Here is a 12,269-nt window from a genome sequence, read left to right as displayed (position 1 = left end):
ACCTTGTCCTTGTGTCCGGCCTGATTGAATTTTTCCATCAGTTCGCCAAGGCCGCCGTTGAGAAGCCCGCCGACGCTCGTGCCTGCAAGCAGTCCGCCAAGGCCGCCCGGCAAAGCGGCATCGGCACCGGGCGACGCGCCGCCCGCGCTGGTGCTGCCCTTGGTCAGATTGCCGAGCATTTCCGCAATCTTGTCGCGGTTCTGGTAACCCGCGATCGCGAGCAGACCGAGCAGGGCCGTCATCGAGGGGAATGCGCTGTCGCGTGCCATGTCCGTAAACTCCACTGTGCTGGATGCTACGCGTGAGGATGCGCTACCGAGAGGCGCAGTCACGCATACTGCGTGGCAATTCCGCCATCAACGGGGCGTTCCCGCGAAAACGGGCACTTCATGCGAATGTGATGTCGTGTTTCAGGGCCGGTGCGTCAGGGCACTGCGCCCACGGAAGTGCCAGGCGACGCAATGCGCCGGAAGAGCTTGCGGCAAGTCCCCTTGCGGATATCCGTTGCTCCCGACTTTTCCGCCTCGCACGCATTGCCATAGAGCCGGCGCTTGCCGCCAGTATCGGTCCCGCAGACCGGCGCATAGCGCGCTGGACATCCCTCGATGCAGCCACGATCCATGGCGATGACGCGTGCATGCACGCCAAGCGCGACACACGAGTTCACGTAGGTCACGAGCGTCTTCTGCTTAACGGCACAGACCGGGACATTGCCGCCGTGCCCGCAGAGCCCTTGCTTGATGAGTGGTTGATGCTGGGCATGTGCGGCGTTGGGGGCCAACGCGACCGCGGCCAAAACGATCGCTCCGGCAATCGTCATCGCTGTCAGAACTGATCGCATTGCAAACGCATCCTTGGCGGGCCGCATTGACGCGGCGATGATTCGCCATCACGTTAACTGCCCTCCCGCCTTGCGCAAGATCCATGAACGATTCAACCTCGCTCATTATCCCGCAGCTCGCAGGCCTCTATGCTGCCGCCGCGCCGCTCGCGGAAATGGTTCTGCGCGTCGTGGTCGGGCTGTCGCTGGTGCCGCATGGCCTGCGCATGTCGATGGGCTTTTTCCCGAAGTCCGGCGGTCCGGTGAGCAACGTGACCGACTTCGCTAAATTGCTCGACAACGGCGGCTATCGACCGGGCCGCCTCTGGGCCTGGGTGATCGTGGTGACCGAACTGGCTGGCGGTCCAATGTTCGCGCTTGGGTTTTTCACACGGCCGGTGGCGATCCCGATCGTGATCCTCCTGGCGCTCAGCATCTGGGAGCACCGCAAGGGCTTTTTCTGGAATCAGGGCGGATTTGAATATCCGCTGCTGTGGACTGCGGCCGCGCTCTACTTTCTCGCCAATGGCGGCGGCGCTTATTCTCTCGATGCTTTGATCGGCCGGGCCTTCTGAACCTTATCGGTCCGTCCTATTAGTCACTCCATTGCGGCGCTTCGCCGCGAGGGGCTGTCCTGCCATGACCTATCTTGCCGCGGCGATCCTCGTCGCAGTCCTGATCTACGGCGTCGTGATCTTCAACGGCCTCGTTCGCCGTCGCAATCTGGTGCGCGAAGGGTGGAGCGGGATCGACGTGCAATTGCGCCGGCGCACCGATCTCGTGCCCGGCCTGGTCGAAACGGTGAAAGCCTACGCCGCGCATGAACGGAAATTGTTCGAGGACATCGCGGCGATCCGCGCGGCCAGCATCGCAGCCTCCAATGTGAAGACGCAGCAGGATACGGAACGCGCGCTGGAGGGCGCTCTCTCGAAGCTGATCGCGCTGAAGGAGGCCTATCCGAACCTGAAGGCGGACCAGAACTTTCTCAAGCTACAGGAGCAGTTGGCCGAGATCGAGGACCATCTGCAGATGGCGCGGCGCTACTACAACGGTGCGGTGCGCGACCTGAATATCGCGATCCAGTCGTTCCCGAATGTGATGATCGCACGGCCGCTCGGCTTCACGGAGGCGGACTTCTTCGAACTGGACGGCGCCGGACGCGTGCTGCCAAATGTTTCGTTCGAACGGAGCGCGTCATGACCACGGCGCTGCGTGCGCTTGTTGCAGCGGTCGTGCTGGCGGCGGGCTGTGCGCCGGCTGCGGCGGTCGAGCGCATCCTGCAATTCATCAGCGACGTGCAGGTCGAGAAGAACTCCGACCTGCTTGTCACGGAGACCATCCGCGTCCAGGCCGAAGGCCACGAGATCCGGCGCGGTATTCTGCGCGATTTTCCGACCCGCTACACCGGGAGGGACGGGCGCAGGGTCGAGGTCGGTTTCGACGTGCTTTCGGTCACCCGCAACGGCAACCCGGAAACCTATACGACCGAGAGCCTTTCGAACGGCGTACGCGTGCGCATCGGCAGCGGCGACCGCACGGTGCCTTTCGGTCCCAACACCTATGTCATCCGTTACCGCACCACGCGCCAGATCGGGTTCTTCGAGACGTTCGACGAGTTGTACTGGAACGCGACCGGTACTGGATGGACTTTCCCGATCGATGTCGCGGAAGCGCGGATCACGCTGCCGGAAAAGGTCGATTTCATTCAGACGGCGCTCTATACCGGGCCGCAGGGCGCAAACGGCAAGGACGCGAGGATCGTCGAACAGCGCCCCGGTTATATCGTGTTTCGCACGACGCGACCGCTTCCGGCGCGCAACGGATTGACCGTCGCCGCCGCGTTCCCGAAAGGCATCGTCACGCCGCCGACTCAGGCTCAACTCGCGCGCTATTGGCTCACCGACAATCTGCCCGTTGTTGTCAGCGGCATCGGGCTGTTGCTGTTGCTCGGCTATTACCTGTTTGCCTGGCTGAAGGTCGGGCGCGATCCGGCACGCGGAACCATCATCCCGCTGTTCACGCCGCCGAAGGACATGTCGGCGCCGGCGGTTCGCTACGTGTACGAGATGGAGTTCGACAACCGGACTTTCAGCTCGGCCATTCTCGATCTCGCGGTGCGTGGCGGCGTGAAACTGAACGACACCGGCAAGCAGATGCGCCTGACGGCGCTCACCGGCGCACGCGATGTCTCGACGCCGGTCGCGGCCATGGCGCGCGAGTTGTTCCTGAAGGATTCGTCGCTTCTGCTCGACAACGTCAACCACAAGAAGATCGGCAAGGCGAAGGACGAATTACACAGGCGCCTCAGGGCGCTGTATCTCAAGACCATGTTCGCCAACAACTACGGGTGGTCGAATGTCGGTCTCCTGTTGTGGGTGCTGTTCACGGCAGCTGTCGCGTTTTCGGTGTTCGTGAGCTACGGCGCCGAACTTGGCGGCGCCATGCTGTTTGGCACGGCGTTCGCGGCGCCGGGCCTTTGCGTGATGACGGCGTTCCTGGCCGGCTTCATAACCGGACGCACCGGTTTCCTCGCGTTCATCTTCGGATTTCTTTTCGCGGGCGCCTTTGCAGTGGCGGGTTTCGCCGTCCTGTATGGCGCGACTTACGACGCGACGAAGTCCATCGTCAGCCCCTATATGATCGCGATGATGATGCCGGTGCTGATCGCGCCGCTGATCGCGATGTCGTATTATCTGCTGAAGGCGCCGACCGTGCAGGGCCGCAAGGTCATGGACGAGATCGAAGGCTTCAAGCAGTATCTCGGGGTGGCCGAGGAGGATCGGCTGAACTATCTGCACCCGCCCGAAAAGACGCCGGAATTGTTCGAGCGCTACCTGCCTTATGCGGTGGCGCTCAATGTCGAGAACCGCTGGGCCGAGCGTTTTGCCGGCGTGCTCGCCGCGGCCGCGGCCGCGGGCGCCGCAACGGCGGCCTGGTATACGGGCGACCGCTTGTCGAACAATGACTGGGGCGGTTTTGCGAGTCGCGTCGGCGATACGCTGTCGAGCACGGTGGCGTCGGCTTCGACGGCGCCGGGATCGAGCGGCGGGAGCGGCTCCTCCGGTTCGAGCGGAGGCGGTTCGTCCGGCGGTGGTGGAGGCGGAGGCGGCGGATCGGGCTGGTAGCCCGCCGGCGCCTTACGGCAGCAACTTCACCTTGCGGTTCTTCATCATGCGCAGCAGCGCGTCGCGCAGGTTTTCGGATTCCTTGCTGCTGAAGCCCTTCATCGCGGCCCGGAATTCCGACACCGCGAGCGGGCGCATCTTGTCATAGACTGCACGGCCCTTCGGCGTGATGAAGAGATGCACATTTCGTGAGTCGGTCTTGCCATTCTCACGGCTGACATAGCCTCGCTTTGCGAGATTGGCGGCCAGCCGGCTGACGCTCGGCTGCGGAAGCACGGTCGCCTCGGCGAGCTCGGTGAGGTTCGCGCCCTCATGGACGGCAAGGACGGCGAGAATCCGCCAGTCCTGGAAGGTGAAGCCGCGCTTTCGCAGATCGTCTGCGAGGTTCTGATTCATCCGGGCAATCAGCCGGTTCATCAGATACGGCAGCATGTCGTCGAGATGCAGATCCCTGGCCATCACGTCCCGAGCAGTCGTGGCAGCCATGTTGCGATCGGCGGGAACAGGAAAATCATCGCCAGAACCAGAATGGCCACGAACACATAAGGCAGGGCTGCGAGATAGATCTGGTTCATCGTGATGTGCGGCGGCGCGACTCCCTTCATCGTGAACAGCAGCAGCCCGAATGGTGGGTGCAGCAGCCCGAGCTGCATGCAGATCAGGAAGATCACGCCGAACCAGATCGGGTCGATACCGAGCTTGATCACCAGCGGCATGAAGAAGGGCAGGGTGATCAGCATCATCGAGACCTGATCCACGAAGCAGCCGAGGAAGATCAGGATCAGGATCATGCCGATGATCACGGCGCTCGGGCTGAGATTTTGCGCGGTGATCAGGCTGTTGATGCCATTCACGACCCCCGAGAAGCTCAGCACCTGCGAGAACACGGTGGCGCCGAGGATGATGAACAGGATCACGCCCGAAACCGCGACGGTGCCGAGCAGGGCCTTCATCAGCTTTTCGAAGGTCAGGCTGCGATAAAGGATGGCGGCCACGATGGTGCAGGCTGCGCCCAGCGCAGCGGCTTCGGTCGGCGCGGCCCAGCCGGCCGTCATCGCGCGCACGACGAGGGCGAAGATCCCGAGCAGCGGCAGCACGTAGACGACGAACGGCCGCCAGCGCTCCCAGAACGACGGCGCCTCATCGAGGTCTTCGACCGGCGCGAGCGCCGGATTGAAATAGCAGCGAAGGATGATGTAGCCGAGGAACATCGCGCTCATCAGCAGGCCGGGAATGATGCCGGCGATCAGCAGCCCGGAAATCGAGATGCCGGCGAGGCTGCCCAGCAGCACGGTCAGCGCCGAGGGCGGGATCAGCATGTCGACGCCGCCGATGCCGATGATCGGACCCATCGCCATTTTCGGTTCGTAACCGCGCTCCAGCATGTTCGGCAGCATCAGCGTACCGAGCAGCGCCGTTGTCGCGATGGTCGAACCCGAGATCGCCGAAAACACGGTGCCCGCGACGATGGCGATCACCGACAGACGCCCGGGGACGCGGCGGATCAACAACGCGAAGGCGTCGATCGCTTTCATCGCGACGCCGGACTGGAACAGCACTTCGCCCATCAGGACGAAGAACGGAATCGGCGTCAGCGCAAAGGCGGTGACCGATTGCACGGCATTGCGGTTGACCTGGATCAGGCCGGAGTCGCCGCCGATAAACACGAATGCGCCGACGATATTGATCGCAAGGAATGCGAACGCGACAGGCAGGCCGACCGCCATCAATGCGACCAGACCGCCGAACAGCAAGATGCTTGCTTCACCCCATCCCATCATCGTTCAGGCGACTGACGTCGCCTCCTCGCGCGGGGTCCGGTTCTTGAGCAGCCGCTGGAAGCGGAAGATGAATTCGATGGCGAGCAATACGAAGGCGATCGGCAGCGGCACGAGGAGCCACCATTCGGGAAAGACGAGATTCTTGATGGTGATCGAGCCTGAGCGGTAGGCATCCAGCGTCATCAGCGTGCCGTAGCGGATCATGATCAGGCAGACGATGAAACCGGCAATGTCGCCGACGGCTTCGAACAGCCATGCATGGCGCTTCGGCACGGCGGTGAGCAGGAGATCGAGCCGCACATGCTGGCCGCGATGCAGGAGCCATGGCGCGGTCAGGAGGGTAATCATGTAGAGCGCATATTCCGAAACCTCGTTCGCCCAAAGCAGGCCTTTGACGAACAGGTTTCGCAGCAGGATGTCGCCGGTGACGATGACGACCATCACGAGCAGCAGCAAGGCGGCAAGGACCGCAAGGAAGTTCAGAAACTTGGCGTAGAGTTCAGACAGACGGGTCACATGGACGACCTTGGATGATGCGGTTCTGACCGGGCCCGACCCGGCCTTCCATCGTTCGAAGATGATGGATGGCGCGGATCAGGATCGTCCATGGCCGCAGGTTTAGTTTCCTGCGAGTTCACGCAGTTTTTTGCCGGTCTCCGGCGCTTTGGCGATGACCGCTTGCCAGGCGACGTCGTTCGCCTTCTTGAGGAAGTCCTGAGAAGCCTGCGGACCGAAATCCAGCGCCTGGATGCCGGTCTTGGCCTGCCGCTCGCGCTCGGCCTTAACGAGTTCGGCGCTTTCCGTAGCGTCGAGACCCTCAAGCCAGAGCGCGGCATCGGTCAGAACCTTGCGCTGCGCGTCGTTCAGGCTTTTCCACACATCCTGATTCACCAGCACGTTGACCTCGACGCTGTAGAAGGCCGGCTCCATGCGGAACTTGGTCACCTTTTCCCAGCCGAGATCGAAGATGCCGAGGATCGGCCAGCCGTAGCCGTCGACGACGCCGCGTTCGAGCGCGGTGTAGACCTCACCCGGAGGTGTGGTGATTGGCGTGCCGCCAAGGGCCTGCACGATGTCGCGATAGACGGGCGTGACCCGGATCTTCAGACCACTGAAGTCGACCTTGTCGATCTTCTTGTTGAGATAGATGTGGAATGGCACCGACACGAACTGGCGCGCGAGATAGTACGAATTGAGCTTCTGGTTATGCAGCTCGTTGATATACGCCCAGGTGCCGTTCTTGCGCTGTTCCGCCGTGGGCTTGCTGATCAGCTTGAAGGCATCGGCCTCCGGCATCAGGTTGGTGTAGAACGCCCCGGTCACGTTGGCGATGTCCACCACCTTGTTGCGGACCGCATTGCCGACCTCGAACGGAGGCATCGCGCGCGGGCCGCCGATATAGTTGATTTGGATGATGCCCTTGCCGTCCTTGTTCACCTTCTCGATGAAGCGCTCGAATCCCTTGGAAAACTGCGTGCCTTCGGCGAACGAAGTCACGCCGCGCAGCGTCACTTCCTGCGCCTGTGCAGTTCCGGACAGCGCGATCACCGACACGGCCAGCGTCGCGCTTAGAAAATGTGCTCTCATCAACCCCTCCCAGGACCTGGCATTTCGCCGATTGTATTCGTTTGAATACGGTCTAGCCTTGGCCCTGAAAAGTCAATTGTTGCCGGGCGCGATCAGCGCCCGGCAATCTTTGGGGATCACTCGCCGTTGAGGGCGCGGAGCTTCTTGCCGAATTCGGGGGACTTCGCAATCACTGCGTCCCAGGCCAGCGTGTTGGCCTTCCTGACGAATTCCTTTGAGGCCTCGGGACCGAAATCGATCGTCTGCACGCCGGCCTTGGCCTGACGCTCGCGCTCGGTTTTCACCAGCTCGGCATTCTCGGTGGCGTCGAGCCCTTCAAGCCAGAGAGCTGCATCGGTCAGGACCTTGCGCTGCGCGTCGGTGAGGTTCTTCCAGGCGTCCTGGTTGACCAACAGGCCAACGTCGACGCTGTAGAAGCCGGGATCGATGCGAAACTTGGTCACCTTTTCCCAGCCCAGATCGAAAATGCCGAGGACTGGCCACCCGTAGCCGTCGACCACGCCGCGCTCGAGTGCGGTGTAGACCTCGCCCGGAGGCGTGGTGATCGGGGTGCCGCCAAGCACCTGGACGAGATCGCGATAGACCGGCGTCACGCGGACCTTGAGGCCGGAGAAGTCCACCTTCTCGGGCTTCTTGTTCAGATAGATGTGGTAGGGCACCGAGACGAAAAGCCGCGCCAGATAATGCGAGTTCAGCTTTTGACGGTGGATGTCGGTCAGAAGCTCCCAGGTACCATTCTTCCGTTGCTCGGCCGCCGGCTTGTTCAGCAGCTTGATGGCGTCGGCTTCCGGCATGAGGTTGGTATAGAACGCCGCCGCGACATTGGCGATATCGACGACCTTGGAGCGCACGGCATTGCCGACTTCGAAGGGCGGAATCGCGCGCGGGCCGCCGATATAGTTGATCTGGATGACGCCCTTGCCCTCCTTGTTCACCTTCTCGACGAAGCGCTCGAAAGGCGCCGAGATCTGGCTGCCTTCGGCGAAGGAGGAGACGGCACGCAGGGTCACTTCCTGTGCTGGCGCGGCTGACGCATTGCACAAAAACGCAGCGGCCGCTGCCAAAATCACATTCACGCGCATTCTGATATCCTTTGGTCCGGCTGTTCCGAATTATATTCGTTTGAATATAATCGGGTCCACTATATCATTGGCCCGGTAGGCCCGGTCGCGGGTTATGCAACATCCCGGCCAGTTCGGAGAAGGCGATGGCGGAGCGTTCATTCAAGAAGGAAGTCGAGCAGCTGAAGCTTGGCGAGGGACAGGAGTTCCGCGGTGAAGCGATCCTGTGCGTTACCAAGGCCCTGCTGCAATCCGGCGTTTCCTACGTGTCCGGCTATCAGGGCGCGCCGATCTCGCATCTGATCGACGTGCTGAACGATGCCGAGCCGATGCTGAAGGAATTGGGCGTCCGCTTTGAGTCGTCTGCCAACGAGGCCGCTGCGGCCGCGGCGCTGTCGGCCTCCGTGAGCTATCCGCTGCGCGGCGCGTGCACATTCAAGGCACCGGTCGGCACCAACGTCGCTTCCGACGCGCTCGCCAATCTTTCGTCCGGCGGCGTGAAAGGCGGCGCGCTGATCATCGTCGGCGAAGACTACGGCGAGGGCTCCTCGATAATGCAGGAGCGCAGTCATGCGTTTGCGATGAAGTCGCAGATGTGGCTGCTCGACCCGCGGCCGAATGTGCAGACCATCGTCGATATGGTGGAGAAGGGCTTCCAGCTTTCGGAGGCCAGCAACACGGCGGTGATGCTGCAGCTTCGCATCCGCGCCTGCCATGTCTATGGCTCGTTCATCGCCAAGGACAACGTGCGGCCGGACTACACGCGGCTTGATGCACTCAAAAATCCCCAGCGCGACATCTCCCGGTACGCACTGCCGCCCTTCACCTACGAGCACGAGAAGGAAAAGATCGACATCCGCTGGCCGGCCGCGGTGCAGTTCATCATCGACAACAAGATCAACGAATTCTTCGACGGTGAGGTGTCGGATGTCGGCATCGTCATGCAGGGCGGTATGTACAACAACACGCTGCGCGCCATGGAGATCCTCGGTCTCGCCGACATCTACGGCAACAGCCGCATCCCGCTGTATGTGCTGAACGCCACCTATCCGCTGGTCGACGACGAGTTCATCAAGTTCTGTGCCGGCAAGAAGGCGATCCTCCTGATCGAGGAAGGCCAGCCGAATTTCATCGAGCAGGCGGTCAACACCATCCTGCGCAAGGCCGATCTTCAGACGAAGGTCGAAGGCAAGGGCGTGCTGCCGATGGCCGGTGAATATACCGGCGGCGTGCTGAAGGCGGGCATCCAGAGATTCTGCACGCTGCATCGCCCCGATCTGCTGCTGCCCGAGGAGCCGAAGCAGACCAACAAAAGTCTGCCGGCCGCGCTCGAAACGCTCGGCCAGAATGTGCAGGGCCGTCCGCCGTCGTTCTGCACCGGTTGCCCGGAGCGGCCGATCTTTTCGGCGATGAAGCTCGTGCAGCAGGAAGTCGGCCCGCTGCACGTCAGCGCCGACATCGGCTGCCACACCTTCGCGGCGCTGCAGCCGTTCAATCTCGGCCAGGCCACCATGGGTTACGGCCTCGGCGGCGCCGGCGCCTCTCCGTTATCGGGGCAGGGCGGCAAGCGTCCTGTCGCGGTCGTGGGTGACGGCGGTTTCTGGCACAACGGACTGGTCTCGAGCGTCGGTCATCAGGTCTTCAACAAGACCGATGGCGTGATGCTGATCGTGGACAATGGCTATGCCGCCGCGACCGGCGGCCAGGACATCCTGTCCTCGGCGGGCACGGTCGAAACGCGTTCGACCCAGCATCCTATCGAGAAGGCGGTTCGCGGCGTCGGCGTCGAATGGGTGCGGCACATCACGCGCACCTACGATGTCGCCAAGATGCGCGACACGCTGCGCGAGGCTCTGACGACCGAGACGAAGGGCCCGAAAGTCATCATCGCGTCGTCCGAATGCATGCTCAACAAGCAGCGGCGCATCAAGCCGCTGATCCGTGACGCCGTGAAGCGCGGCGAGCGCATGGTGCGCGACCGGTTCGGCGTCGACCCGGATACGTGTACGGGCGATCATTCCTGTATCCGCCTGTCCGGCTGTCCGTCGCTGACGATTGCGCCCAATCCCGACCCGCTGCGGCGCGACCCGATCACCAAGGTGATCAACACCTGCGTCGGCTGCGGCAATTGCGGCGAGGTCGCACACGCCGCGGTGCTGTGCCCGTCGTTCTACCAGGCCTCGATCATCGACAATCCGACCGGCTGGGACCGCTTCAAGCAGCGCATGCGTGACGCGGTGATCGGCTTCTTCCAGCGCCGGCTCGAAAAGAAGATGGTGACGGCATGAACACCCCGCTCGTCGATACTCGCGGCGCCGCTCGCATTCGTCCGATCACCATCGCGATTCTTGCCATGGGCGGCGAGGGTGGCGGCGTGCTCGCCGACTGGATCATCGATCTCGCCGAGCATGGCGGCTATCTCGCGCAGATGACGTCCGTGCCGGGCGTGGCGCAGCGCACCGGTGCGACCATCTATTACGTCGAGCTGTTCCCGAAAGCAGCGGCGCGCGACAAGAAGCCGGTGCTGGCGCTGATGCCGGTGCCGGGCGACGTCGATATCGTGATGGCGTCGGAGCTTATGGAAGCGGGCCGCGCTGTGACCCGCGGTTTTGTCACGCCCGACCGCACCACGCTCCTCACGTCGACGCACCGCGTCTATACGATGCTGGAGCGGACGGCGCTGGCCGATGACCGCGTCGACGCAACGGCCATTCTGAAGTCGATCGATGAGGCCTCGCGTCGTCTGCATGCCTTCGACATGGCCAGCATCGCGGATGCAACCGGGAGTCTCGTAAGTGCGGTGTTGTTCGGCGCGCTGGCCGGTTCCGGCACGCTGCCGTTCCAGAAGATGGCGTTCGAGGCCACGATCCGGCGCGGTGGCGTCGGGGTCGAGTCGAGCGTGCGCGCCTTCAATGCCGGCTTCGAAGCCGCGGCATCCGGCAATGCGCCGGCGCTGCCGGCCGAGCGGCCGTTCGATCCGCAGGCGCGTGATACCGCCGTGCAGTCGCTTGTGGCGCCGGTTGACGAAGCCCTGTCGATCGTCTCGCGCCCGATCGTCAGCGCCGGTGTGGTTCGCCTCGCCGATTATCAGAACGAGGATTACGCAAAACTCTATCTCAAGCGGCTCGCGCCGGTGATCGAGATCGAGAAAGCGCGCCCCGGAAAGCCGGACGAGTTGCTGACCGAAGTCGCACGCAACCTCGCGCTCGCCATGGCCTATGAGGACACGGTGCGGGTCGCCGAACTGAAGATCCGTGCGTCACGGTTCGAGCGCGTGCGCAACGAAGTGGTCGTCAAGGACGGCCAGATGCTCGAGATCGTCGAGTACATGCACCCGCGCACGCAGGAAATTGCGGAGACGCTTCCGGCCTCGCTCGGGCGGTTCATTCTCAACACACCTTGGGTGCGCGGCATCGTCGATTCCTTCACGAAGAAGGGTCGCAAGGTGAAGACCTCGTCGATCCGCGGATTCATGCTGCTCTACGTGGTCGCCAGCCTGAAGCCGCTGCGCCCGCGTTCGCTGCGCTGGATCGATGAGGACAAGCGTCAGACCGAATGGCTCGCCAAAGTGGTCGAGATCGCGCGCGAGGATTATGCCCTCGCGGTCGAAGTGGCCCATCTCATCGGTCTGGTGAAGGGCTACGGTGACACGCATGAGCGCGGGCGCGAGAAGTACGACTCGCTGATGGCGCTCATTCCAAAGCTGCGCGCGCGGGGCAATGCCGCGGCCGAACTCGCCGGCCTGCGCAAGGCGGCGATGGCTGACGAGAGCGGCCAGGGGTTCAAGAAGGCGGTCGCTGCGCTGGCGTAGTTTGCGTCTTCAACAAAGACGGTGAGCTCCCTCTCCCCTCGGGGGGAGAGGTTGGGGTGAGGGGGCTGCCTCGCGATACTCCAC

Annotated in this window: 12 protein-coding genes; 5 read left to right on the top strand and 7 right to left on the bottom strand. The window is 62.8% G+C overall.

Annotated elements, in window-relative coordinates:
- On the bottom strand, positions 1-269 hold a 269-nt coding region (locus tag VNZ93_RS24735), incomplete at its 3' end, for a YidB family protein (RefSeq protein ID WP_414710188.1).
- Between the two features lie 155 nt (positions 270-424).
- Positions 425-841 carry a hypothetical protein gene (locus tag VNZ93_RS24730; RefSeq protein WP_325711885.1) on the bottom strand — a complete coding sequence of 139 codons (417 nt, stop codon included), beginning with the start codon at positions 839-841 and terminating at the stop codon, positions 425-427.
- A gap of 83 nt (positions 842-924) precedes the next feature.
- Between VNZ93_RS24730 and VNZ93_RS24725 the strand changes: the two genes are divergently transcribed.
- From VNZ93_RS24725 to VNZ93_RS24715, 3 genes are all read left to right on the top strand, one after another.
- Positions 925-1,395 (top strand): DoxX family protein, encoded by a 471-nt coding sequence (locus VNZ93_RS24725; RefSeq protein WP_325711882.1) that lies wholly within the window; start codon positions 925-927, stop codon positions 1,393-1,395.
- A gap of 64 nt (positions 1,396-1,459) precedes the next feature.
- On the top strand, positions 1,460-2,020 hold the full coding sequence (locus tag VNZ93_RS24720; protein WP_325711880.1) for a LemA family protein: 561 nt from the start codon (positions 1,460-1,462) through the stop codon (positions 2,018-2,020).
- On the top strand, positions 2,017-3,945 hold the full coding sequence (locus VNZ93_RS24715; protein WP_325711877.1) for a DUF2207 domain-containing protein: 1,929 nt from the start codon (positions 2,017-2,019) through the stop codon (positions 3,943-3,945). The genes VNZ93_RS24720 and VNZ93_RS24715 overlap by 4 nt, the downstream gene beginning before the upstream one ends.
- 12 nt (positions 3,946-3,957) lie before the next feature.
- Here VNZ93_RS24715 and VNZ93_RS24710 read toward each other — a convergent pair whose 3' ends face one another.
- The 5 genes from VNZ93_RS24710 to dctP (VNZ93_RS24690) form a co-directional block, all read right to left on the bottom strand.
- Positions 3,958-4,431: a MarR family transcriptional regulator gene (locus VNZ93_RS24710; protein WP_325711874.1), complete on the bottom strand. Its 474-nt coding sequence runs from the start codon at positions 4,429-4,431 to the stop codon at positions 3,958-3,960.
- Positions 4,404-5,699: a TRAP transporter large permease gene (locus VNZ93_RS24705; protein ID WP_325711871.1), complete on the bottom strand. Its 1,296-nt coding sequence runs from the start codon at positions 5,697-5,699 to the stop codon at positions 4,404-4,406. The genes VNZ93_RS24710 and VNZ93_RS24705 overlap by 28 nt, the downstream gene beginning before the upstream one ends.
- Before the next feature lie 30 nt (positions 5,700-5,729).
- Positions 5,730-6,242 (bottom strand): TRAP transporter small permease, encoded by a 513-nt coding sequence (locus tag VNZ93_RS24700; RefSeq protein WP_325711869.1) that lies wholly within the window; start codon positions 6,240-6,242, stop codon positions 5,730-5,732.
- Between the two features lie 102 nt (positions 6,243-6,344).
- Positions 6,345-7,313, bottom strand: a complete 969-nt coding sequence (dctP, locus tag VNZ93_RS24695) for a TRAP transporter substrate-binding protein DctP (protein WP_325711866.1) — start codon at positions 7,311-7,313, stop codon at positions 6,345-6,347.
- 116 nt (positions 7,314-7,429) lie between these two features.
- Complete coding sequence (gene dctP, locus VNZ93_RS24690; protein ID WP_325711863.1) at positions 7,430-8,395, bottom strand: TRAP transporter substrate-binding protein DctP; 966 nt, start codon at positions 8,393-8,395, stop codon at positions 7,430-7,432.
- Between the two features lie 125 nt (positions 8,396-8,520).
- Between dctP (VNZ93_RS24690) and VNZ93_RS24685 the strand changes: the two genes are divergently transcribed.
- Together VNZ93_RS24685 and VNZ93_RS24680 are read left to right on the top strand one after the other, a co-directional pair.
- The gene (locus VNZ93_RS24685) at positions 8,521-10,662 is read left to right on the top strand and encodes an indolepyruvate ferredoxin oxidoreductase subunit alpha (protein WP_325711860.1); all 2,142 of its coding nucleotides are present in this window, start codon (positions 8,521-8,523) and stop codon (positions 10,660-10,662) included.
- Positions 10,659-12,185 (top strand): indolepyruvate oxidoreductase subunit beta family protein, encoded by a 1,527-nt coding sequence (locus VNZ93_RS24680; protein ID WP_325711857.1) that lies wholly within the window; start codon positions 10,659-10,661, stop codon positions 12,183-12,185. The genes VNZ93_RS24685 and VNZ93_RS24680 overlap by 4 nt, the downstream gene beginning before the upstream one ends.
- Positions 12,186-12,269 lie beyond the last annotated feature (84 nt).

Origin of the sequence: Pseudorhodoplanes sp., from assembly GCF_035565795.1 — a bacterium.
In the GTDB taxonomy this organism is placed as follows: domain Bacteria; phylum Pseudomonadota; class Alphaproteobacteria; order Rhizobiales; family Xanthobacteraceae; genus Pseudorhodoplanes.
Note: the sequence above shows the minus strand (reverse complement) of the source record. Positions and strands in the feature narration are given on the sequence as shown.

Bases quoted from the DNA above. Each gene is read 5' to 3' on its own strand.
- VNZ93_RS24730 (WP_325711885.1), bottom strand. From the start codon at position 841: ATGCGATCAGTTCTGACAGCGATGACGATTGCCGGAGCGATCGTTTTG.
- VNZ93_RS24725 (WP_325711882.1), top strand. From the start codon at position 925: ATGAACGATTCAACCTCGCTCATTATCCCGCAGCTCGCAGGCCTCTAT.
- VNZ93_RS24720 (WP_325711880.1), top strand. From the start codon at position 1,460: ATGACCTATCTTGCCGCGGCGATCCTCGTCGCAGTCCTGATCTACGGC.
- VNZ93_RS24715 (WP_325711877.1), top strand. From the start codon at position 2,017: ATGACCACGGCGCTGCGTGCGCTTGTTGCAGCGGTCGTGCTGGCGGCG.
- VNZ93_RS24710 (WP_325711874.1), bottom strand. From the start codon at position 4,431: ATGGCTGCCACGACTGCTCGGGACGTGATGGCCAGGGATCTGCATCTC.
- dctP (WP_325711866.1), bottom strand. From the start codon at position 7,313: ATGAGAGCACATTTTCTAAGCGCGACGCTGGCCGTGTCGGTGATCGCG.
- dctP (WP_325711863.1), bottom strand. From the start codon at position 8,395: ATGCGCGTGAATGTGATTTTGGCAGCGGCCGCTGCGTTTTTGTGCAAT.
- VNZ93_RS24685 (WP_325711860.1), top strand. From the start codon at position 8,521: ATGGCGGAGCGTTCATTCAAGAAGGAAGTCGAGCAGCTGAAGCTTGGC.
- VNZ93_RS24680 (WP_325711857.1), top strand. From the start codon at position 10,659: ATGAACACCCCGCTCGTCGATACTCGCGGCGCCGCTCGCATTCGTCCG.